The organism is Cronobacter sp. HA18006, from assembly GCF_011605445.1.
Taxonomy (GTDB): domain Bacteria; phylum Pseudomonadota; class Gammaproteobacteria; order Enterobacterales; family Enterobacteriaceae; genus Cronobacter; species Cronobacter sakazakii.
In genome coordinates, this window is record NZ_JAANQB010000023.1 from 40722 (window position 1) to 63521 (window position 22800).

Below are 22800 nucleotides of genomic sequence, written 5' to 3' on the forward strand. Positions count from 1 at the left end.
TTACTGACAGTTGAGAGTGAGTAAAACAATCGGTAATGCTGGCGTCTGGTTTACCGGCATCTCAAAGGGAGTAGAACAGCTTTTATCTTCACCCCATTTAAAAGTTAATATGCCTTTATCCGGTACGGCGTTGAGATAAACCTGGCCTTTATCGCCTACGTAATAGGCGTTATCCATGCCTTCAATATGCGCTCTTGTGCCAAAGGGCAGAATTTCACCTTTATAATTAATCGTAAAAACCGCTTTGCGACCGCGGATAGCGGTAAATTCAGCCAATACGACGGCGTCTTTTGTAGGTACAAGTTGAGTTGACGTACTGGCGAAATCGATATCTTTACCTGCTTTTTGCGTATCAACGCTCAGGCTGTTGCGGTGGTAAGAACGTAAATCCGTAGCCAGCGCATAGCCACGTGAGTCAGTATGTAAATCCTGCCCACCTTCCAGCGGTACGTCTGGTACACCAGGTATAGATACCAGCGCCATACTGCCTGTGGAGTTACGCCCAAATGTCACGCCATGACGATGCCCTACCACGCTGCCCGAGGCATTCCAGGAAATATAATTATTTTGATCGGCGTTGTAAGTAACGTTCAGATCGCCGTAGTTGCCCTGGTAATCGAACCCGGCAGAGCCAGATTTTGTGCTCGATTCGCCATGTTTTGCTGCGTACGAGAGTTGGGTGTTCCAGTGCATATCCTGGCTATCGCCAACTTTTCCGTTAATGCCCAACTGATTATTAAGGTCCCTTTCCAGGCCTGAAGTTGCCGTGTAATTGACCATTGGCTGCGTCGTCGGGAAGGTTTCGCTCAGAGGGATCGACAGCGTCAATGCCAGTTGTTTATCCCAACGGGCTTCACTCTCGCTACGAGACATACTGTAAGCTAAGGAAAAGCTCACCGTTTTTAATGAACCATTCCAGCCGATTTGCCACATGCGAGACACAGAGTTATCCATGTTTTCGCTACGACTCAGCGTGGTATAGAAGCTATTGGTGTCATCAAGCGACTGGTTAATCGACAGATTATATTCCCGACGCCTGCGCGTATCTGCAAACAAATCTTCTGCTGTTGCCCAGTCGCTGAAAGAAAGGTAATCGCCAGTGTAATAGCGGTTATCTACCTGAATCTGTGTATCACTATCAGGAATGTAATTACGGTACGTCAGGCGTATCATTTTTCCGTCGGCTTCCTGTGAATTACCACGGCGACCTTTACTCTCGGTGAGATCGGCTGCGATACCTCCCAGGCTTTTCATATCCATGCCCAGACCCAGGCTAAATGCCCGGTAGCGGTCATGATATTGCGCACCACCGTAGAGCGTAGTATTCAGCGGCAAGCCACGACTTATGACCGCTTGTATAACATCAGGTTTATGCTCAAACGAACTGGTACCGGACATATAACGCCCTGCCGACAGGTTGTACTTCATCTGTCCGGTTCGTAATAACTGCGGCACACTGGAATAAGCGAGGGTGTTATGTGTCTCCGAACCATCCGCTTCCGTTACGACAACGTCTAATTTTCCGCCGTCTGACACCGAGGCGAGATCGCTGATGACGAAGGGCCCCGGCGGCACAGAGCGCTGATAAATTACGTAACCATTTTCGCGTACCGTGACTCGTGCATTGCTTTTGGCGATACCGCGAATAATGGGCGCAAACCCATTGAGTTGGTCAGGCAGCATATCGTCATCGGAAGAAAGCTGTACGCCCCGAATCAGCAAGCTGTCGAAGACGTCGCCGGGTGTGCTGGAATCCCCAACGGTCAGTTCGCTTTTCAGTGTATGGATCGCAGTTTCAACGTAATTGGTGATGCTCTGCCAGCCTTCGCTGTTACTGATCGCCGAGTTATTGCGATAACGCCACGCGCCAATGTTCACGCCATTTGTCAGGTTGGCGTAGGTGGAGTCTTCCGTGCCCTCGCCTTTTTTAAGGTATTGCTGGCCTGATAGCTGATAATTACTAATAATCGCCGGAATGCCATCGTCCCACTCTTCTTCAGGAACTCCCTGAACGCTTTCATCACGTAGTACTGTTTGGGGTAGGGTAATGTCCAGCTGCAGCTTTGAGAAATCGAAAGACGATTTAGCCCCTGGAACTTGCTCTTCCATAGGCACACAGGTGTTTTTGAGTTCGTTGTCTTCTGCTTTAGAACTAACCTTGCTCATATCCACCCCAAGCTTCTGATAAGCTTTGAAAGAAAGGCAGGCAACCAGCTGCTTATTTTTATCCGGCTCAAACCGCACGCTGCTCATCATTATCGGTTTTTCGTTCACGTTGATATGAACGCGATACGTTCCGGCGGGCTGATAGCCTTGACTCAATAAGCTTGTGTCGCTTAATGCGGCTTTCCCATCAATATTCTGGAGCAGACCAGGATCAAAATACTCTCCTGCTGTCACCGTTCGGCAAAAAATGGCTGACATGACAAACGAGGCGAGCCATTTTACTTTGCTACCACGCATAGCGCCCTTTCATTTATTCAAGGTGCTGAGAATAAGTTTGAGAGGTCACGCCAAAATCGTTAATACCATCCCACTCAACGCTGGAACCGCTCGCTGGAGTATGTTTGAGCGTGTATGACTTTTCTCCAAAAGGTGGGATCACTGTATTATTATCTACAACAGAAACCTTAATAGATTCTTTATCAGCAATAATTTTGCTTAATACCAGGTAATAAGGTGATGAGTTTTTAACAGATAATTTATTACCTGAGTGGCTCCAGTGGGCATTTTTTACGCCATCGCCAGGGTCGCCTTGCAGGCCTGCGGGCCGGTAGAAAAATTTAATGCGATTATTGATTGCCAGTACCATGCGGTTGGGTACTTTCGACTCTTCATCAGTTAATCCAGGTACGCCCTTTACATCCAGCCAGAAAAGGCTTTCGCGATCGGCTGGCAAACCATTACCCAGGTAAACGATACGAATAACGTTGTCGCTTTTGGGCGCCAGGCGAAACAGCGGTGGTGTCACCACAAAGGGCAAATCTTTTTTTACCGTACTGTCGCCGGCATCCAGCCAGGACTGCACTAAATAGGCGCGATCTTCATTACTGTGAATAGTGATGGACGCATCGCCATCTTTTTCACTATAAACCAAACGATCTGCGCTCAATGTCAGGGCAGCATGGCCCATTCCTGACCAGCAGCTTGCGGCAAGAATTGTCGTCAGGATCAATTTTCTCATTTTATAAAACCTAAAATACTTACAGTGAATGCAAACCCGATGATGAATAAACATCACCGGGCCTGATGGTTTAAAAATAACGTTTTACAGTGATTCTATCTGCATGGTTAATGATGACTGAACCTGGCCCGGTGTCGGGGTAGCACCGTTAAGTTTCACCATGCCTATGTAAAACATGGTACTCTCTTTACCGGTACCTATAACCGGACTACCGTTAGGCGTAATCACATTGCCTGCATAAGAGTAAATGCCAACGCCTAATCCTGTCGCTGCGGTAGAACCGGTTGCAGTGTTAACCAGTGCATTACCTTCTGCATCATCAACGATGCCGGTAAATGAGAGGTTCGGAGCTAACTGGCCATCTTTGGTGCAGTTGCCGATAAAGTTTGCTGTGACCGCGGTGAGTTGAGCTCCATCAACGTGATGTCCTTGCAATGGCAAAGAATCGATATCACGGCTTCCCATATCGACAGTCGGCTGAACAAATTCAATTGTACAACCCACGGACGCATCTTTAACTGTGCCTGATACAGAAAGCGTCGCTGAAACATCATTTTCTGCAGCCTGAACCACTCCCGCTGCGAGAATGGCATTCAGCGCAAGCACTAATGCATATTTTTTCATAATAACCACTCCCTTATTGTAAATAGCCTGAAAATTCAGACCACATATCATCCTGAATTAAAATTTGTGCGCTGGCAGGAAGGCTATAAAGCCAATATTGATTCTGGGTAGTGATATCGCACAATTAATAGTGAGGTGAATTATTGGCAGTGCGGTCTTTTTGTTTCTTGACTAATTGTGCTTTGCCATTAAATCAGAGGGGGAATGTATTATTTGACTAATGAATGTGTTGTGTTACGTGGTTATGGATTTAATCTTTATTTTCTGAAAGCGGGCAGGAAAAATTCTCATTTTTATCTCTCTTTTCCCGCTTGCAGAATAATATAAATGAAGTGATACATATAATAGATATATGGTTATGCACTTATATAAGATTTAAAATGTGAATTATTAAAAAGTGATTTTATGCATTCAATGAATGCTCACAGGGCTTTTTATTGAGAAAGAATAGGTTCCGTTGTAGCGGCAGCGACAACAAGCTGAAGAGGTAAACATATAAAATTCCAGAGTATAGAACCGAAAAACGAATAAAATTAGCGATGATAAAAGTACAAGTCACTTCAGGCGTTAGAATACCGCTCGGTTTCCGGCATCCAGCGCTCGATCAATGCTGCTGCCTGCTCGGGATAACGCTCATGAATATGTCGTGCAATTCGCTGCACTTCAGGAATAACTGCCTGATCGCGTAACAGATCCGCCACTTTGAATTCGGCATTGCCCGTCTGACGAGTGCCGAGCAGCTCTCCAGGCCCGCGTATCTCGAGATCTTTTTGTGCTATCACAAAGCCATCGTTGCTGTCGCGAAGCACCTGCAAGCGAATCTGCGCTGTCTTCGAGAGCGGAGATTTGTAGAGCAGTACACAATGCGAGGCCACCGCGCCGCGCCCGACGCGTCCGCGCAACTGATGAAGCTGCGCAAGGCCGAGTCGCTCCGGGTTTTCGATAATCATCAGGCTGGCGTTAGGGACATCCACGCCGACCTCAATAACGGTGGTCGCGACCAGAAGATGCATCTCGCCTTGCTTAAACGCCTGCATTACAGCTTGTTTTTCCGCAGGCTTCATACGCCCATGCACCAGCCCGACGTTAAGTTCAGGCAGCGTGGTTTTAAGCTCTTCCCAGGTCGCTTCCGCGGCCTGTGCTTCCAGCAGCTCCGACTCCTCAATCAGCGTACACACCCAGTACGCCTGACGGCCTTCTTCAAGGCAGGCGCTGCGTACGCGCTCAATAATATCGACGCGACGTGTATCAGGAATGGCAACGGTGGTGACGGGTGTGCGGCCTGGCGGCAGTTCATCGATAACGGACGTATCCAGATCGGCATACGCCGTCATGGCCAGCGTGCGGGGTATTGGCGTGGCGGTCATGATCAGCTGATGCGGATGAAAGCCTTGCTGCTGTCCTTTTTCCCAGAGCGCCAGACGCTGATGCACGCCAAAGCGGTGCTGTTCATCAATGATGACCAACGCCAGGCCATTAAACTGTACCTGTTCCTGGAAAATCGCATGTGTGCCGACGACCATAGAAACCTGGCCGCTGGCGATGGCTTCCTGCTGCGCCTGGCGCGCTTTTCCTTTCTGTTTGCCCGCCAGCCAGCCTACTTCAATCCCGAGCGGCGCGAACCAGTTGCGGAAATTGTTGGCGTGTTGTTCGGCGAGCAGTTCCGTGGGTGCCATCAGCGCCACCTGCTTACCGTTCGCGATTGCGCGCAACGCGGCAAGTGCTGCCACCAGCGTTTTGCCGGAGCCGACATCGCCCTGAACCAGCCGCATCATGGGAATATCCAGCGCCATATCGCGCTCGATTTCCGCCACCACGCGCGCCTGCGCGCCGGTGGGTTTGAACGGCAGCGAGGCGAGCAGCTGTTGCTTAAGCGCATCACGAGCCTCAAGCGGCTGTGCGTGGTAGCGCTGTGCGCCGGCGCGAAGCGCCAGCATGCTCAGGTTATGGGCCAGCAACTCTTCCAGAATTAAACGACGCTGCGCAGGGTGCTGGCCGCTCTCTAAATCTTCGAGCTTCATATCTGGCGGCGGGCGATGCAGCGTACGCAACGCTTCCGGTAGGCTCATTAGCCCCTGTGACAGCTCTGGCGGCAACAGCTCGGTAATGGCGCACGTTTCCAGCAGCTCCAGCGCCTGATCGGTCAGCTTACGTAGCGTTGCCTGACGCACCCCTTCAGTGGTTGGATAAACGGGCGTCAGGGTTTCCTGCATTTCCGGCGTGCTGACATCACCCTGAATACGGTACTCAGGGTGAATCATTTCCGCGCCATATTTACCGCGTTTTGCTTCGCCATAGGCCAGCACGCGGCGGCCCGTCGCCAGGCTGTTTTTCATCGCGGCGTTGAAATTGAAAAAGCGCATCGTCAGGATGCCGGTGCCGTCGCTGATCTGGCAGGTCATCATGCGGCGGCCGCCAAACGTGATATTGCAGTTCAGCACTTCGCCTTCCACCGTGGCGTATACGCCAGGCAGAAGATCACTGATGGGGTAAAGATGGGTGCGGTCTTCGTAGCGCAGGGGAAAATGGAGCAGCAGATCCTGAATAGTATGCAGGCCGATTTTTGCGAGCTTTGCGCTCTGGCTGGCGCCCACGCCGGTCAGTGAGCTTAGCGGTACGGCATCCAGCAAACGGCCGCGCATCGTTTACTCCGCAGCCTGCATAGTGGCCCACCAGTCCTGTGGCGCGTCGATTTCACCGTGCTCGTTCACGCGAGGGTAGGGCAGGCCTTTACGCTTCGCCACTTTCGCCAGCACCGGGTAGCCGCCTTCAAACAGCAGGCGCTGCTGCTCTTCTTCAGGCAAAGTGCTGTTGGCGCGCTGGTACATGCCCGCGTTCTGCCGCTGGCGTTGCGCTTCATAAAGGATAAGCGCGGAGGCGACAGAAACGTTCAGCGACTGCACCATGCCTGTCATCGGAATGATAATGTCCTGATCCGCGAGGCTTAGCGCCTCTTCGGTAATACCGGTTTTTTCCTGGCCCATCAGGATGCAGGTCGGGCGCGTATAGTCGATTTCACGAAAATCGACCGCTTTATCAGAAAGGTGAGTCGCGAGAATCTGCATGCCTCGCGCTTTCAGGTGGTTCACCGCATCGCTAATGTTGCGATGGGTTTTCACTTCTACCCAGCTGTTGCTGCCAGCGGCGGAAGAGGCCATGGTACGCATGCGGTTGCCAGGCCAGACGGCGTGAACTTCATGCACACCCACCGCGTCTGCGGTGCGGATGATTGCCGAGACATTATGAGGCTTATGCACCTGCTCCATGCAGACCGTGAGATCGGGCTGACGCCGGGCCAGCATCTCGCAGATACGCGCGTAACGCTGAGAATTCATACAGTTAGTTTCTGTTACGGGTGACTTTAATCACGTCCGGCATCACGCGGATTTTACGCATGATATTCGCCAGATGTACGCGATCGCGCGCCGTGAGGCGAATGAAGGCGCTGTACACGCGGCCATCTTTCTCTTCGGTATTCAGGCTCTGAATATTTGAACCGGCAGTGTTAATCGCCGCCGTCAGGTTTGCCAGCGCGCCCTGGTGGTTAAACATATCCACCTTGATCTCGGTGATAAACTCCTGCTCGGTCTCTTTATCCCATTCGACCGCCATAAATTTCTCGGGCTCTTTCTGATAGCCACGGATGTTCCGGCAGGATTCATGATGGATAACGAGGCCTTTGCCCGGGCTGACATGCGCCACGATCGGGTCGCCTGGAATCGGACGACAACATTTCGCGAAAGTAATCAACACGCCATCCGCGCCTTTGATTGGCAGATGGCTGTGGCCGGATGCGGGCACGTTCGGCTGGTTGCTGGCAGTGGCTTCACCCTGCAACAGGTTTTTCGCGACCACCACGCTCATGGCGTTGCCGAGACCGATTTCCGCCAGCAGATCGTCAAGTGTTGCGAGCTTCATACGCTCAAGCTCACGCTGGATATGCTCCGGCGGAATTTCTGCAAGCTTGCGACTGCCGCCCAGTGCATGGTTCAGCAGACGGCGACCAAGGCTCACCGAGTCATCGCGCTTGAGGTTTTTCAGCATCTGGCGAATTTTAGCGCGCGCTTTGGAGCTGACGACAAAATTGAGCCATGCGGCGTTCGGGCGAGCGCCCGGGGCAGTAATAATTTCTACCGTCTGACCGCTGGAAAGCGACTGAGACAGCGGATAGGGCTGGCGATCGACGCGTGCGCCGACGCAGGCGTGGCCGATATCGGTGTGTACCGCATAGGCGAAATCAACAGGCGTCGCACCCGCAGGCAACTCGACAATGCGCCCTTCTGGTGTGAAAACGTAAATCTCATCCGGGAAGAGATCGGATTTAACGCTCTCGATAAATTCAAAGGAACTGCCTGCGCTCTGCTGCAGCTCCAGCAGGCTCTGCATCCAGCGCTGGGCGCGGATCTGCGCGGTAGTGCTGCTCTCGCCGTGCTCTTTATAAGCCCAGTGCGCCGCAACCCCCATCTCCGCCATCTGATCCATATCCTCGGTGCGGATCTGCACTTCGACCGGTACGCCGTGCGGACCAATCATTGAGGTATGAAGCGACTGATAGCCGTTCGCCTTAGGAATGGCGATGTAATCTTTCATACGGCCGGGACGCGGCTTATAAAGGCTATGCATCTGACCAAGCACGCGGTAGCAGGTGTCAACATCTTTCACGATCACGCGAAACGCGTAGATATCCATGATCGAGTGAAAACGCTGCTCTTTAAGCACCATTTTGCAGTAGATGGAGTAAAGATGTTTTTCGCGGCCGCTGACGCGGCTCGGAATTCCAGCTTCCTGCAAACGCCCTTCGATTTCAGAAAGTATCTTCTGAATCATCTCTTTACGGTTGCCGCGCGCAGCCTTAACGACCTCTTTAATAACGCGGTAACGGTTAGGGTAAAGCGCTTCGAATCCCAACTCTTCCAGTTCGGTTTTCAGATGATGAATACCGAGGCGGTGAGCGAGCGGGCTGTAGATTTCAAGAGTTTCACGGGCGATGCGGCGACGTTTATCCGGGCGCAGAGAGCCCAGCGTGCGCATATTATGGGTGCGGTCGGCGAGTTTGATCAGAATGACGCGGATATCCTGCACCATCGCCATGATCATTTTGCGAAAGTTTTCGGCCTGCGCCTCTTTCTTGTCGCGAAATTTCAGCTTATCAAGCTTCGATACCCCTTCCACCAGCTCGGCAACGCTTTTACCGAACAGCTGTTCCATGTCCTGGTAGGTAGCAGGTGTATCTTCAATCACATCATGCAGTAGCGCAGCCATGAGCGTTTCATAGTCGAGCTTCATCTCGGCCAGAATACAGGCCACGGCTACTGGATGAGTGATGTAAGGTTCGCCACTTGAACGTGTCTGTCCCTCGTGAGCATCACGTGCAACGAGATAAGCCTGCTGCAGACGCTTAATCTGGTCCGCAGGCAGGTATTGTTGAATCAGTTGATTCAGGCTTTCAAACAAATACAAGGGCTACCCGCACTAGTGATTAACGACGGCCTTCAGCGATAGCGGTAACGGCCTGCAGTTCTGCGGCTTCCTGCTCCTGCTGCTCCTGGCGCTCACGCACGTCGAGGATCTGGTTGTTAATCAGACCTTCTTCGATTTCACGCAGCGCAATAACGGTGGTTTTATCGTTTTCTTCCGGTACCAGCGGATCTTTACCGCCCACCTGCATCTGACGAGCGCGACGCGCGGCGACCAGCACCAGGTCAAAACGGTTACCAATTTTCTCTACAGCGTCCTGAACAGTTACGCGTGCCATATTTAAAAAGCTCCACAGGTGAAGAAATGACTGGGCATGATACTGAAACTACGCTCAGTCTGCCAATAGTTTGGTGATTAAAGCGTCATGTCGCTGCTTCTGGCGGCTCATACGCAGACGTTCGGCGCGCAGGATGATTTTTAAGTCAGCCAGCGCGGTATCAAAATCGTCATTCACGATAAGGTAATCGTACTCCGCATAGTGGCTCATTTCCGCCACGGCCTGCGCCATACGTTTTGCAATCACCTCTTCGCTATCCTGACCACGACCACGCAGACGGCGGTTCAGCTCTTCCTTAGACGGCGGCAGGATGAAAATACTGCGCGCCTGAGGCATTTTTTCACGGATCTGCCGCGCGCCCTGCCAGTCGATATCCAGGAAAATATCGACGCCGGTCGCCAGTACCTGCTCAATCGCAGCGCGTGACGTGCCGTAATAATTGCCAAACACTTCCGCATGTTCAAGAAACGCGTCTTCAGCAATCATCGCCCTAAACTGGTCGTGATTAACGAAATAGTAGTGCTCGCCATGAACTTCGCCAGGACGCGGATTGCGCGTGGTATGCGACACCGACACCTGAGAGTCATAAAGCGGTTGCGTCTTCAAAAAAGCCTGAATAAGGCTGGATTTACCCGCGCCACTGGGAGCGGAAACAATATAAAGCGTGCCTTGAGCCATGTGGTTTTACGTCTGTTGGTATGCGAAAAGAGGTGCGTATACCGCCTTATTATACACGTCGCGCTACGCTGGCGTAGTCTTTGTCGCAGGGTTCACGTCGCTTTGCGCAATTTTGCGAGGCAATATCCAGAAAAATTGTCTCGTTTATGCAATCAGCGAAAATCCCTGGAAAACCTCTCGTAAAACGTAACAACTCCCATCGCGGCCAGACAACGTCATGTATTACCGTCCCGGCAGGAAAGCGAAGGGGGTGAAATGTGCGTATTACGATTTTCTTACTGCTTATCATTCTGGCATCCGCAGGCGCTTATGCGGCCTGTCCTGACTGGACGCCGCAGCAGGCACAACAGGAGGTCTCGGCGCTGGAAAACCAGCTGACGCGCTGGGATGAAGCGTACTGGCTGCATGGCGAAAATAAGGTCAGCGACGCGGTATATGACAGCATGCGTCAAAGGCTTCGTGCATGGCAGACCTGTTTTGCGCTGCCAGTAGTCAACGACGCGCCAGTGGCGCTTGCCGCAGGACGCACGCGCCATCCTGTCGCGCATACTGGTGTGCAAAAGCTCAAAGATGCCACCTCACTTTCGCAATGGATGCACGGCAAAACGGATCTGTGGGTACAACCAAAGGTAGATGGTGTGGCGGTTTCGCTGGTGTACCGGAAAGGCAAACTGCAACAGGTTATCAGTCGTGGCGACGGCGAGCGGGGCGAGGACTGGACGGCGCGGGCCCGACATATTCCGGCAATACCTTTGCAGGTAACAGGTGAGCTGGCTGACAGCGTGTTACAGGGTGAGCTTTTCCTGCGCCAGACAGGGCATCGTCAGCAGCAGGATGGTGGCATCAACGCACGAGGGCAGGTAGCGGGGGCAATGATGCGCAGTACGGTGTCATCAGTGCTAAACGATCTGGATCTGTTTATCTGGGCGTGGCCGGATGGCCCGAAAGCGATGGAGGCGCGGTTGTCCGCGCTGGCGCAGGGCGGATTTCCGTTAGCGCGCGCCTGGAGTAAGCCGGTACATTCAGTTTCAGAAGTCACGCGCCTGCGTGAGCAATGGTTCAGCGAGCCTCTGCCCTTTGTGACCGATGGTGTCGTAATTCGCGAAGGCAGGGAGCCGCCCGGAAAAAGCTGGCGTCCGGGCGAAGGCTCATGGGTTGTGGCATGGAAATATCCGCCTGCGAAACAAATAACAGAAATTAAAGCGCTGCGTTTTGCTGTTGGTCGGACCGGCAAAATAAGCGTTGTGGCCCAACTGGAGCCGGTAACGCTTGATGATAAACAGGTGTCTAAAGTGAGTATAGGTTCGCTGGCGCGCTGGGAAAAACTCGATCTGGCTGAGGGCGATCAGGTGGAAGTCAGCCTGGCAGGACAGGGTATTCCACGGCTGGATGCGGTTATCTGGCGGCCAACGCAGCGTATTAAGCCAGTGCCGCCAACCGCACGTTTCGATACGCTGAGCTGTCTGTATGACACCACCGGTTGCGAAGAGCAGTTTATTGCACGTCTGGTCTGGCTTAGCGGAAAGCCCGTATTTGATCTCGCGGGCATGGGTGAAGCAACGTGGCGTCAGTTATCAGAGCACCATCATTTCGAGCATCTCTTTTCCTGGCTTGCGCTCAGCGTTGATGCCTTAAAACAAACACCGGGTTTTAGCGCGCAGCGCGCGGCACAGCTCTGGCATCAGTTCAACCTGACCCGCCAGCAGCCTTTTCAGCGCTGGGTAAAGGCGCTTGGGTTACCTTTACCCGCACGGGCCTGGCAGGCGCTGACAGATAGCAAATGGCATCAGCTACAAGCACGTGATGAGCGAAGCTGGCAGACGCTTCCTGGTGTTGGTGCCGAACGTGCGCGCCAGCTTGTCAGTTATATCCACCACCCGGATATCGCTGTGCTGGCCGAATGGCTGGCAGCTCAGCGAATTGACGGCTTTGCGTTGCCATAAATTACGGGTGCGACGATGCGGACAGCCTCTCAGTGTGTCCCGGCGCGGTAATGAAAAACCGGTAGCCCGAGGCGAAAGCGCAGCGCTAACAGACGAGCAGTAAAGCCGAACAGCAGAGTTGCTATCACCACAACATCGTGGCTTGAGACATAGTGCTCCAGGGCGATATACAGCACCGCGGCGGCGAAAGAGATGCCTGCGTACAGCTCTTTTTGAAAGACGAGCGGGATGCGTTTACAGAACATGTCGCGTAATACGCCGCCAAAGACGCCCGTTACAACAGCGGCTATCGAGGCGATGATTGGGCCTTCGCCCATATCCAGTGCGATTTGCGCGCCGATAATGGAGAAAACGACAAGCCCCAGCGCGTCCAGCACCAGAAAAAGACGCCGCAGGTGAGGCATCACGGGCGCGGCAAACGTGGTGATCACCGCGGCAGCGGCGACGATCACGACATATTCCGGGTGTTTTACCCAGCCCAGCGGGTAGTGGCCCAGTAAGATATCCCGGACGGAACCGCCGCCAAGCGCGGTTGCCGTCGCGATGATAATGACGCCGAAAGTATCCATGCGGCGACGGCCTGCCGCCAGAGCGCCGGTCATCGCCTCTGCGGTAATGCCAATTAAATAAAGTACATGCAGTAACATCGTTCCCCCCAAATCGGCTGCAAAGGGTAACGATTCGTGAATGGCATCACGATTGAGATTTTCTAAGGCAAGCGCTTTCGGATTAGTTTTTTTAAGGCAAAAAGAGAAGTGAGTAAAAGGCGAGAATGGGTGTGGCTGTAAGGAAAAAAGGCCCTGACGGGCCTTTTAAAACTTATTCGATGTTCTGAATCTGCTCGCGCATCTGCTCAATTAATACTTTGAGTTCAATAGCGGAATTAGTCACTTCAGCGTTAATCGACTTCGACGCCAGCGTGTTCGATTCGCGGTTAAATTCCTGCATCATGAAGTCCAGCCGACGACCGACGGCCTCTTTTTTCTTCAGGATGTTATAGGTTTCTTTAACGTGCGCTTCGAGGCGGTCGAGTTCTTCCGCGACATCAATACGCTGCGCCATCATCACCAGCTCTTGCTCCAGGCGGTTATTTTCAAGCTGCACCTGCGCTTCTTCGAGCTTCGACACCAGGCGCTCGCGCTGCCACTGAAGGATTTCCGGCATATGCGCTCGTACTTTGGCGACTTCAGCACTGACGCCTTCGAGACGTTGTTCGATAAGCGTTTTCAGCGCCTGGCCTTCGGTTTCACGCGCCACGATGAAATCGTCAAGCGCACCGTCGAGTGCGGCGAGAATATCGGCGGCGATAGCATCAAGGTCCTGCTCCTGAGCGGCCATCACACCCGGCCAGCGCAGAATATCGACCGGGTTGATTTCGCCTTCATCGCTTTGCAGTTTTACCCAGTTAGCGGCAGAAACCAGCTGCTTCGCCAGTTTTTCGTTGAGGATAAGCTCACCCTGCGCGCTGGCATCGGGCTCAAAACGCAGGCTACACTCGATTTTACCGCGTGTCAGACGGGTACGGATGCGCTCGCGCACCACGGGCTCAAGGCTGCGGAACTGCTCCGGCAGACGAAAATAGGTTTCCAGGTAGCGCTGGTTTACTGAACGCAGCTCCCAGGTGGCGCTGCCCCAGTCACCCTTAATTTCTCGCCGGGCGTAGGCGGTCATACTGCGGATCATAGAAGTACCCGTTTTCTGATGTGAATGAGGGGATTATAGCTACCGCAGGTCTGACAGGATAGGAATAAGCGCTTTCAGCCCGTATAATGCGCAGCCACATTCGTTAACAAGCCGGAGATATGCCCATGCGTCCAGCAGGCCGTAGCGCATCAGAAGTGCGCCCAGTTACCCTGACCCGTCATTACACTAAACACGCAGAAGGCTCCGTGCTGGTTGAGTTTGGCGATACTAAAGTGCTCTGCACCGCCTCCATTGAAGAAGGCGTGCCGCGCTTTCTTAAAGGCCAGGGGCAGGGCTGGATCACTGCCGAATATGGCATGCTGCCGCGCGCGACCCATACCCGTAACGCCCGTGAAGCGGCGAAAGGCAAACAGGGCGGCCGTACCCTTGAAATCCAGCGTCTGATTGCCCGTTCGCTGCGTGCGGCAGTGGATCTTAAAGCGCTCGGCGAGTTTACGATTACCCTCGACTGCGATGTTATTCAGGCTGACGGCGGCACCCGCACGGCGTCCATCACGGGAGCCTGCGTAGCGCTGGCTGATGCGCTGAACGCACTGGTCGCGGCAGGCAAGCTGAAAACCAACCCGATGAAAGGGATGGTGGCGGCGGTCTCCGTGGGCATCGTCAACGGTGAAGCGGTATGCGATCTGGAATATGTAGAAGATTCTGCGGCCGAAACCGATATGAACGTTGTCATGACCGAAGATGGCCGCATGATTGAAGTGCAGGGCACCGCGGAAGGCGAGCCCTTCACCCATGAGGAGTTGCTCGACTTGCTGGCGCTGGCCCGCGGGGGAATCGAGTCGATCGTGGCGTCGCAGAAGGCGGCGTTAGCAAACTGATTTTTAAGGCGACTGAAGAGTCGCCTTTTTTATGCCTGCAATATGCTATTTGAGGAGCAAAGCCATGAAACCGTATCAGCGCCAGTTTATTGAATTCGCCCTTAACAAACAGGTGCTTAAATTTGGTGAGTTCACGCTGAAATCCGGGCGCCAGAGCCCTTACTTTTTTAACGCTGGTTTATTTAATACCGGGCGCGATCTGGCGCTGCTGGGCCGTTTTTATGCCGAGGCGCTGGTCGATTCCGGTGTCGATTTCGATTTGCTGTTCGGTCCGGCTTATAAAGGCATTCCTATCGCCACCACGACTGCCGTCGCACTCGCAGAGCATCACGAACGCGACGTCCCGTACTGCTTCAACCGCAAAGAAGCCAAAGACCATGGTGAAGGCGGCAACCTGGTCGGCAGCCCGCTTCAGGGCCGCGTTATGCTGGTGGATGATGTGATTACCGCCGGTACTGCGATTCGTGAATCGATGGAGATTATCCAGGCGAACGGCGCGACGCTTGCCGGCGTGATGATTTCCCTCGACAGGCAGGAGCGCGGACGCGGCGAGCTTTCCGCCATTCAGGAAGTGGAGCGCGATTACGGCTGTCATGTGATTGCGATTATTACGCTGAATGATCTCATCGCTTATCTGGCGGAAAAGCCGGAGATGGCCAACCATCTGGCTGCCGTAGAGGCGTATCGCCAACAGTACGGCGTCTGACAGAAACGAAAAAGGCCGGATATCCGGCCTTTTGCTTAATTTGCGTCGTTTTTATTGCAGCTGCGCGGCCAGTAACGGCCAGCGGGCTTCGAAATCCGCCGTCGGACTGTAGCGGAATTCGCTGCGTACAAAGCGCGACAGCATCCCTTCGCAAAACGCCAGCAGCTGGCTTGCCAGCAACGCTTCGTCAGTCGTATAGCCTTCGCCTTCGCGCATTTTTTTCTCGCGCAGCACCTGACGCAACTGGGCTTCAATACGCTCAAACAGCTGATTAATGCGCCCTTGCAGACGATCCTGTTCGAACATCAACGCATGACCGGTCAGAATGCGGGTCAGCCCTGGGTTGCGCTCACCGAAACCGAGGATAAGTAACACAATCAGACGCAGACGGTTAAGCGTCTCTTTTTCATCTTTCAGAATCAGATTAATGCGGGTGATCAGGCTGTCTTCGATAAACTCAATCAGGCTGTCGAACATGCGCGTTTTACTGGGGAAGTGGCGATACAGCGCCGCTTCGGAAACGCCAACGGAGGCCGCGAGCTTTGCGGTCGTGATACGTTGGCTGCCATCGCTGGATTCAAGCATCTGCGCCAGAGACTGAAGTATTTCTTCGCGACGGTTCCTTTTCGCGGTTTGTTTTTCTGCCATGTTTTAAAATACCCCTGAGAAATAATCACTTGCCAGGCGAGCATCCACAAAGCGTCCGCAGGCTTTCGCCTGCGGTAATCATTTCGCTTTATTTAACTTAAGGAATGCGCGGTTACGCGGGCGGCTTATTTACGCCCGGAGTGCCCGAAGCCGCCTTCGCCGCGATCGGTGGCGGTAAAGTCTTCCACCAGATTAAATTCCGCCTGCACGACGGGTACAAACACCATTTGCGCGATGCGCTCGCCGGGTTCAATCGTGAAGCTCTGCTGGCCGCGGTTCCACACGGAAACCATCAGTTGCCCCTGGTAGTCAGAATCGATAAGCCCGACCAGGTTGCCCAGCACTACGCCATGTTTATGCCCAAGGCCCGAGCGCGGCAGAATCACAGCGGCAAGCGACGGATCGGCGATATGAATGGCCAGGCCGGTTGGCAGGAGCGTTGTCGCACCCGGCGCCAGTTCAACGGACTCGTCCAGGCAGGCGCGCAGATCGAGACCTGCTGAGCCAGAGGTGGCATACGTCGGCAGCGGGAATTGCTCGCCCACGCGCGGGTCCAGAATCTTAACGTCGATTTTTTTCATCATAACGGGTAACAATCTCGTCCAGTAAACGTTGGCCAAGGAGCGCCTTCCGCTCAAGCGGTAAGACTTTATCTCCCTCCTGCCAGAAAAGATGCAAAGCGTTGGTATCACTATTAAAGCCGTGACCGGCTTGCGACACATCGTTCGCGCAAATCAGATCAAGGTTTTTACGCTGGCGTTTTTGCCGCGCATATTCTTCCACATTATTTGTTTCGGCAGCAAACCCGACAACATAAGGGCGATTTTGCGGGAGCGCCGCGACGCCTGCGACAATATCGGGATTTTTCACCATTTTCAGCGTCAGCTCATCGCCCTGTTTTTTTATTTTTTCGGAAGAAATCGTCTCGGCCCGGTAGTCCGCCACGGCTGCGCAACCGATGAAAATCTGCTGCTGCTGGGCGCGCTGCTGCACGGCGGCTTCCATCTCCAGCGCGCTCTCGACGTCGATTCTCTCAACCCCTGGCGGCGTCGGCAGGGCGACTGGCCCTGCGACCAGCGTAACGCGCGCGCCGCGGGCGCTCGCCGCTGCTGCAATCGCGAACCCCATTTTGCCGGAGCTGTCGTTGGTGATATAGCGCACCGGATCCAGCCGCTCACGGGTCGGGCCCGCGGTAATCATGATGTTGAGATGTTGCAGATCGTTGACAGGCGCGAAGTGCTTAACGGCGAGCTCCACAATCTCCAGCGGGTCGAGCATACGGCCTGGCCCCACATCGCCGCAGGCCTGGCTGCCGCTGTCCGGCCCCCAGATGCGCAGGCCGCGCGAGGCGAGCAATTCAATATTCTGTTGCGTCGCGATATTACGGTACATCTGCTGATTCATCGCCGGGACGACCGCGACAGGCGACGGTGTAGCGAGGCAAATTGTCGTCACCAGATCGTTCGCCATACCCGCGGCGACACGCGCGATGAGATCGGCGGTGGCAGGCGCAAGAATCACTAAATCCGCCCATTTGCCGAGTTCAATATGGCCCATCGCGGCTTCGGCAGCCGGGTCGAGCAGGCTGTCTGACACCGGGTAGCCGGAAACGGCCTGCAGGCTCAGCGGCGTTATAAACGCTTTTGCGGCTTCGGTCATTGCGACGCGCACTTCCGCGCCGCGCTCGCGCAGACGGCGTACCAGTTCCGGCGTTTTATACGCCGCAATGCCGCCGCTGACGCCCAGAACGATTTTTTTACCGGCAAGGCCCATGGTCTTCTCTTCCTGTCACTTTCTGGAAAGCGGGCATTTTATCACAATCCCAAAACCTGCGCGGCGGTATGAAATTTAAACTTTGCGAGACGTCGCGCAGGGATGAAAACCTGCTGTCGCCAGCCTCTGACCACAAGCGGATAATGGCGGCGCGACACAGGGCAGGGAAGACCATAGTGAAAATGGACAACGGGCCGCGGGAAAAGCTGATGCGTTATGGCGCGGCCGATTTAAGCGACGAAGAATTGCTGGCGATTTTCTTGCGTACCGGGACGCCAGGCATGGATGTTATGACGCTGGCAAAACGGCTGCTGGCGCATTTCGGTTCGCTCTACGGGCTATTGTCGGCGGATATCCGGCCATTTCGGGATATCGGCGGCGTCGGCATGGCGAAATATGCGCAGCTTAAAGCCATCGGCGAACTGGCGCGCCGCTACTATCGCTCGCGCCCTTGCGAAGAGACAGCGCTGTTGAGCCCGACCATTACGCGCGACTTTCTGGAAAGCCAGCTTGCAGAGCAGGAGCGCGAAGTGTTTCTGGTGATTTTTCTCGACAGCCAGAACCGCATCATCAGGCAGAATACGCTGTTCACCGGCACGCTCAGCCATGTGGAAGTGCATCCACGTGAAATCGTCCGTGAAGCGGTGCGGCTCAACGCCGCCGGGATTATCCTGGCGCACAATCACCCTTCCGGGCGCGCCGAGCCCAGCCGGGCGGATAAAATGGTGACCGAGCGCATCGTGAAAAGCTGCCAGCTGGTGGACATTCGGGTACTTGACCATCTGGTCATTGGGCGTGGAGAATACGTTTCTTTCGCCGAACGTGGGTGGATATAAGCCAGACGTGGCGATCCTTAGCGATCTTTATCTGTTCGGGACTTGAGCAGACGGCCCCGGCAGCGTATACTACGCCACCTTTGAGAATCTCGGGTTTGGCATGTGGGCCTGGCAATGCGAGTTCCATTGAACCGCCAGACTGGGCCATCAGGCCTGACGAGGCTGCCAACACCCTATACGAAGCTCGAGCTAATTTGATTTTTGGAGAATAGACATGTCCCGAGTCTGCCAAGTAACTGGCAAGCGTCCGGTGACCGGTAACAACCGTTCCCACGCACTGAACGCGACTAAACGCCGTTTTCTGCCGAACCTGCACTCTCACCGTTTCTGGGTTGAGAGCGAAAAGCGTTTCGTTACTCTGCGCGTATCTGCTAAAGGTATGCGTGTAATTGATAAAAAAGGCATCGATGTAGTTCTTTCTGAACTGCGTGCCCGTGGCGAAAAGTACTAAGTACTTAGAGGAAATAAATCATGGCTAAAGGTATTCGCGAGAAAATCAAGCTGGTTTCTTCTGCTGGTACTGGTCACTTCTATACCACCACGAAGAACAAACGTACTAAGCCGGAAAAACTGGAACTGAAGAAATTCGATCCGGTTGTCCGTCAGCACGTTCTCTACAAAGAAGCTAAAATCAAATAAGATTTTTGTCTGATTTGTACAAAAACCCCGCTCCGGCGGGGTTTTTTGTTTTCCGAACCGCCCTCATATCTTCTGTTACGCTCCCTGTTAATGAACTCACGCGAGAGACGCTATGCCTGAATTACCTGAGGTGGAAACCAGCCGTCGCGGGATTGAACCGCATCTGGTTGGCGAAACAATATTGCACGCCGTTGTGCGTAATGGCCGCCTGCGCTGGCCGGTGTCCGACGAAATCCACGCGCTAAGCGATAAACCCATTCTCAGCGTGCAGCGTCGCGCCAAATACCTGCTGCTCGAACTGCCGGATGGCTGGATAATCATCCACCTTGGCATGTCCGGCAGCCTGCGCATCCTGCCGGAGGAGCGCCCGGCCGAGAAGCACGATCATGTTGACCTCGTGATGAGCAACGGCAAAGTGCTGCGCTACACCGATCCGCGCCGTTTCGGCGCCTGGCTGTGGACGCGTGAACTCGAAGGCCATAATGTGCTGGCGCATCTGGGGCCGGAGCCGCTAAGCGATGCCTTTAACGGCGCGTACCTGCGTGAAAAATGTGCGAAAAAGAAAGTCGCGATTAAGCCCTGGCTGATGGATAACAAGCTGGTGGTGGGTGTCGGCAACATCTACGCCAGCGAGTCGCTGTTTGCGGCCGGGATCCACCCCGATCGGCTGGCTTCGTCGCTGTCAGAAAAAGAGTGCGAACTGCTGGCGCAGGCGATCAAAGCGGTGCTGTTACGATCGATTGAGCAGGGCGGCACCACGCTTCGCGATTTTCTGCAAAGCGATGGTAAGCCCGGCTATTTCGCGCAGGAGTTGCAGGTCTACGGGCGCGAAGGCGAACCGTGCCGGGTGTGCGGCACGCCGATTCTGGCGGGGAAACATGCCCAGCGCCGCACCTACTGGTGCCGACGCTGTCAGAAGTGATTAACGCAGCTTTTCGAGCAGCGCCTGATGAACATGCGCAGGCAGGAAGTGGGAGACGTCGCCCTGGTGACGCGCCACTTCCTTCACCAGGCTTGAGGAGATAAACGACCACTCCTTCGACGGCATCAGAAAAACGCTTTCAAGCGTTGGCATCAGATGACGGTTCATATGCGCCAGCTGCATCTCATATTCGAAATCGCCCGCGGTACGTAAACCGCGCACCAGAACATTTGCCTGCTGCGCCTGCGCAAAGTTCGCCATCAGATCGCTAAAGCCGGTCACGCTGACATTTTGCAGATGCGCCGCGGCTTGCTGCGCCAGCGCTACGCGTTCATCCAGCGAAAACATCGTCTTTTTATGCGGGCTGGCCGCGACCGCCAGGATCAGCTCGTCAAACATGCTGGCCGCACGGGTGATGATATCGAGGTGACCGTTGGTTATCGGGTCGAAAGTACCGGGGTAAATCGCGCGAGTGGTCATAGCGTTACTTTTCCGTAAAGCCGCGGTTCAGCGCCCACAGCTCGGTATATTTGTTGAAGGTGTACTGCGCGTTAACAACCGCCAGCAGCCAGCCCTGGCGGCCATCCAGCACGCCGGCGCGCAGGATAAGCGTTTTGCAGAATGCCGCCAGCGTGCGCCCGAAAATGCCAGGCACCGAAACCTTTTTACCTTGCTGATGGCGCTCCTGCGCCCAGGCGGTGGCGTAATTGAGCTGTTTGCGCTGGAAGCTCGCGAAATCGCGGCAGGTCAGGTGCAGCAGATCGCCGGAAAGTGTCACCACGCGCGCACCTGGCGCATCGAGCGATTCATGCACCTGATTGTCATTATAGCGATAGCGCTCGCGCGCATAGAGGCGGGTGACGCGATCGGGATACCAGCCGCTGTGGCGCATAAAGCGGCCCAGAAACAGATTGCGGCGGGCGATGCTGTACACCGCCTGCGGGTCGGGCTGCTCCAGCACCTGACGAATCGCCTGCGCCAGCTCGGGCGTTACGCGCTCGTCAGTATCGATCATCAAAATGTAGTCGCCGCTGGCGTATTGCTGGGCACGCTGACGCTGAATGCCGTAGCCCTGCCAGTCGCTTTCGGTAAAGACTTTTGCACCGGCGGCGGTGGCCACGGCGACCGTGTCATCACTGCTGCCGGAATCCAGCACCACAATTTCATCGGCCCAGGCCACGGAAGCGAGACAATCCGGCAGCAGCGACGCCGCGTTTTTGGCGATCATCACCACCGAGAGGCGTGCGCGCATCAGTGGCTCCGCTGCGGAAGGTAAGGCTGCAGTAACTGCAACAGGCGCTGTAGCGCGCCCTGATTCTGGTGCAGCACTTCCACCGCGTGACGGCCATACCAGAGGCGATAATCTTCGTCAGTCAGCAGTGTGGAAATCTCTTTTACCAGCGAATCGGCGTCGGTCACGGTGATAAGCCCGTCGGCTTCCTGCAATTTGGCGCAGATATCTTTGAAGTTAAAGGTATGCGGACCCATCAGCACCGGAATGGCGTGCGCGGCAGGCTCCAGCGGGTTGTGGCCGCCGCGTTCGACAAGGCTACCGCCGACAAACGCCAGATCGGCGATGCCATACAGGAGCATCAGTTCGCCCATCGTATCGCCAATCACCACCTGCGTGCCGCCGGATGGAATTTCGCCGGTACTGCGCATCGTAAAGCTAAAGCCTGCTTTCTGTACCATATCGCGCGCATCTTTGAAGCGCTCCGGGTGGCGAGGCACCAGAATCAACAGAAGATCGGGAAACGTTTCCAGCAACTGGCGGTGCGCCTGCAGAATAATCGCCTCTTCACCGTCGTGAGTGCTGGTCGCGATCCAGACCTGGCGACGCGGTGCCCACTGGCGGCGCAGCGTAATCGCGCGTGCCGCAAGCTCAGGCGTTACGGAGATATCGAATTTCAGGCTGCCGGTGACCGCCAGCTGGTTGCGTTTCAGACCCAGCGCGGTAAAACGGCTGGCGTCTTCATCGTTTTGCGCGGCGATGAGCGTAATTTTCGCAAGCAGGCGGCGCATAAACCCGCCAAGCTTTTGATAGCCTTTAGCGGAGCGTTCGGAAAGGCGGGCATTGGCGATAACCAGCGGAATTTTGCGCTGATGCAGCGCGGAAATCATATTCGGCCACAGTTCGGTTTCCATGACGATCACCAGTTTCGGGCGCACGGTTTCCAGAAAACGGTTCATGGCGCAGGGCAAATCGTAAGGCAGATAAACGTGATGCACGTCTTTGCCGAACGCCGACTGTACGCGCTCAGAGCCTGTTGGCGTCATCGTGGTAACGGTAATCGGCAGCGACGGATAGCGGTGGCGCAGCGCGCGCACCAGCGGAATGGCCGCAAGGGTTTCGCCCACCGACACCGAGTGCAGCAGGATACCGTCCGGCAACACTTTTCCCTGACAAAAGCCATAGCGCTCCCCCCATCGTTTGCGATAGGCAGGGGCTTTACGGCTGCGGAGTAAAAGCCGCACCCAGACAAAAGGCTGTATCAGGTAGAGCAGAGCGGTATACAACGATTCCAAGCTAATATCCGTTATTTTCTTTATCGGCGGGCAAATTCTAA

General features: G+C 54.6%; 23 protein-coding genes. 7 read left to right on the plus strand and 16 right to left on the minus strand.

Annotated elements, in window-relative coordinates; all coding sequences use genetic code 11:
- The 8 genes from G9X48_RS16545 to gmk all read right to left on the minus strand — a co-directional run bounded on the left by G9X48_RS16545 (nucleotide 1) and on the right by gmk (nucleotide 10241).
- Nucleotides 1–2463: a fimbria/pilus outer membrane usher protein gene (locus G9X48_RS16545; RefSeq protein WP_105629620.1), complete on the minus strand. Its 2463-nt coding sequence runs from the start codon at nucleotides 2461–2463 to the stop codon at nucleotides 1–3.
- Between the two features lie 13 nt (nucleotides 2464–2476).
- Nucleotides 2477–3184 carry a molecular chaperone gene (locus G9X48_RS16550; protein WP_029039178.1) on the minus strand — a complete coding sequence of 236 codons (708 nt, stop codon included), beginning with the start codon at nucleotides 3182–3184 and terminating at the stop codon, nucleotides 2477–2479.
- Between the two features lie 84 nt (nucleotides 3185–3268).
- Nucleotides 3269–3808: a fimbrial protein gene (locus tag G9X48_RS16555; protein WP_007871942.1), complete on the minus strand. Its 540-nt coding sequence runs from the start codon at nucleotides 3806–3808 to the stop codon at nucleotides 3269–3271.
- 560 nt (nucleotides 3809–4368) lie between these two features.
- Nucleotides 4369–6450, minus strand: a complete 2082-nt coding sequence (gene recG / locus G9X48_RS16560) for an ATP-dependent DNA helicase RecG (RefSeq protein WP_097641144.1) — start codon at nucleotides 6448–6450, stop codon at nucleotides 4369–4371.
- A gap of 3 nt (nucleotides 6451–6453) precedes the next feature.
- Nucleotides 6454–7143 carry a tRNA (guanosine(18)-2'-O)-methyltransferase TrmH gene (trmH, locus tag G9X48_RS16565; RefSeq protein ID WP_007871937.1) on the minus strand — a complete coding sequence of 230 codons (690 nt, stop codon included), beginning with the start codon at nucleotides 7141–7143 and terminating at the stop codon, nucleotides 6454–6456.
- Between the two features lie 4 nt (nucleotides 7144–7147).
- Nucleotides 7148–9268: a bifunctional GTP diphosphokinase/guanosine-3',5'-bis pyrophosphate 3'-pyrophosphohydrolase gene (gene spoT / locus G9X48_RS16570; protein WP_004387718.1), complete on the minus strand. Its 2121-nt coding sequence runs from the start codon at nucleotides 9266–9268 to the stop codon at nucleotides 7148–7150.
- A gap of 19 nt (nucleotides 9269–9287) precedes the next feature.
- The gene (gene rpoZ / locus G9X48_RS16575; RefSeq protein ID WP_000135058.1) at nucleotides 9288–9563 is read right to left on the minus strand and encodes a DNA-directed RNA polymerase subunit omega; all 276 of its coding nucleotides are present in this window, start codon (nucleotides 9561–9563) and stop codon (nucleotides 9288–9290) included.
- A gap of 54 nt (nucleotides 9564–9617) precedes the next feature.
- A complete protein-coding gene (gene gmk / locus G9X48_RS16580) occupies nucleotides 9618–10241 on the minus strand; it encodes a guanylate kinase (protein WP_004387719.1) in 624 nt (207 codons plus the stop codon).
- Between the two features lie 257 nt (nucleotides 10242–10498).
- Between gmk and ligB the strand changes: the two genes are divergently transcribed.
- Nucleotides 10499–12184 (plus strand): NAD-dependent DNA ligase LigB, encoded by a 1686-nt coding sequence (gene ligB, locus G9X48_RS16585; protein ID WP_097566180.1) that lies wholly within the window; start codon nucleotides 10499–10501, stop codon nucleotides 12182–12184.
- Nucleotides 12185–12213: 29 nt separating this feature from the next.
- Here ligB and G9X48_RS16590 read toward each other — a convergent pair whose 3' ends face one another.
- Together G9X48_RS16590 and G9X48_RS16595 are read right to left on the minus strand one after the other, a co-directional pair.
- Entirely contained in the window at nucleotides 12214–12831 is a 618-nt protein-coding gene (locus G9X48_RS16590) for a trimeric intracellular cation channel family protein (protein ID WP_004387721.1), read from the minus strand.
- 172 nt (nucleotides 12832–13003) lie between these two features.
- Nucleotides 13004–13867, minus strand: coding sequence for a YicC/YloC family endoribonuclease (locus G9X48_RS16595; protein WP_032993414.1), 864 nt, complete (start codon nucleotides 13865–13867; stop codon nucleotides 13004–13006).
- A 125-nt stretch (nucleotides 13868–13992) separates the two neighbouring features.
- Here G9X48_RS16595 and rph point away from each other — a divergent pair, with 125 nt between their 5' ends.
- Nucleotides 13993–14709 carry a ribonuclease PH gene (gene rph, locus G9X48_RS16600; RefSeq protein ID WP_004388466.1) on the plus strand — a complete coding sequence of 239 codons (717 nt, stop codon included), beginning with the start codon at nucleotides 13993–13995 and terminating at the stop codon, nucleotides 14707–14709.
- Nucleotides 14710–14773: 64 nt separating this feature from the next.
- Nucleotides 14774–15415: an orotate phosphoribosyltransferase gene (pyrE, locus tag G9X48_RS16605; RefSeq protein WP_088277366.1), complete on the plus strand. Its 642-nt coding sequence runs from the start codon at nucleotides 14774–14776 to the stop codon at nucleotides 15413–15415.
- Between the two features lie 51 nt (nucleotides 15416–15466).
- Here pyrE and slmA read toward each other — a convergent pair whose 3' ends face one another.
- The 3 genes from slmA to coaBC form a co-directional block, all read right to left on the minus strand.
- Nucleotides 15467–16063 (minus strand): nucleoid occlusion factor SlmA, encoded by a 597-nt coding sequence (gene slmA / locus G9X48_RS16610; RefSeq protein ID WP_032987662.1) that lies wholly within the window; start codon nucleotides 16061–16063, stop codon nucleotides 15467–15469.
- 125 nt (nucleotides 16064–16188) lie between these two features.
- Complete coding sequence (gene dut / locus G9X48_RS16615; RefSeq protein WP_014727790.1) at nucleotides 16189–16647, minus strand: dUTP diphosphatase; 459 nt, start codon at nucleotides 16645–16647, stop codon at nucleotides 16189–16191.
- Entirely contained in the window at nucleotides 16625–17836 is a 1212-nt protein-coding gene (coaBC, locus tag G9X48_RS16620) for a bifunctional phosphopantothenoylcysteine decarboxylase/phosphopantothenate--cysteine ligase CoaBC (RefSeq protein ID WP_097641143.1), read from the minus strand. The genes dut and coaBC overlap by 23 nt, the downstream gene beginning before the upstream one ends.
- Before the next feature lie 182 nt (nucleotides 17837–18018).
- Here coaBC and radC point away from each other — a divergent pair, with 182 nt between their 5' ends.
- From radC to mutM, 4 genes are all read left to right on the plus strand, one after another.
- A complete protein-coding gene (radC, locus tag G9X48_RS16625; protein WP_029464270.1) occupies nucleotides 18019–18672 on the plus strand; it encodes a DNA repair protein RadC in 654 nt (217 codons plus the stop codon).
- Between the two features lie 214 nt (nucleotides 18673–18886).
- Nucleotides 18887–19123: a 50S ribosomal protein L28 gene (rpmB, locus tag G9X48_RS16630; protein ID WP_004388471.1), complete on the plus strand. Its 237-nt coding sequence runs from the start codon at nucleotides 18887–18889 to the stop codon at nucleotides 19121–19123.
- A gap of 20 nt (nucleotides 19124–19143) precedes the next feature.
- Complete coding sequence (gene rpmG / locus G9X48_RS16635) at nucleotides 19144–19311, plus strand: 50S ribosomal protein L33 (protein ID WP_003024094.1); 168 nt, start codon at nucleotides 19144–19146, stop codon at nucleotides 19309–19311.
- Nucleotides 19312–19423: 112 nt separating this feature from the next.
- Entirely contained in the window at nucleotides 19424–20233 is an 810-nt protein-coding gene (gene mutM / locus G9X48_RS16640) for a bifunctional DNA-formamidopyrimidine glycosylase/DNA-(apurinic or apyrimidinic site) lyase (RefSeq protein ID WP_004388472.1), read from the plus strand.
- On the opposite strand, the gene coaD is transcribed toward mutM, so the two are convergent.
- The 3 genes from coaD to waaA are packed head-to-tail and all read right to left on the minus strand — an operon-like array spanning nucleotide 20234 to nucleotide 22759.
- Complete coding sequence (coaD, locus tag G9X48_RS16645) at nucleotides 20234–20713, minus strand: pantetheine-phosphate adenylyltransferase (protein ID WP_038879047.1); 480 nt, start codon at nucleotides 20711–20713, stop codon at nucleotides 20234–20236.
- 4 nt (nucleotides 20714–20717) lie between these two features.
- Entirely contained in the window at nucleotides 20718–21485 is a 768-nt protein-coding gene (locus G9X48_RS16650) for a glycosyltransferase family 2 protein (protein WP_012126245.1), read from the minus strand.
- Nucleotides 21485–22759 carry a lipid IV(A) 3-deoxy-D-manno-octulosonic acid transferase gene (gene waaA, locus G9X48_RS16655; protein WP_041460651.1) on the minus strand — a complete coding sequence of 425 codons (1275 nt, stop codon included), beginning with the start codon at nucleotides 22757–22759 and terminating at the stop codon, nucleotides 21485–21487. Before waaA ends, G9X48_RS16650 begins: the two co-directional genes overlap by 1 nt.
- Nucleotides 22760–22800 lie beyond the last annotated feature (41 nt).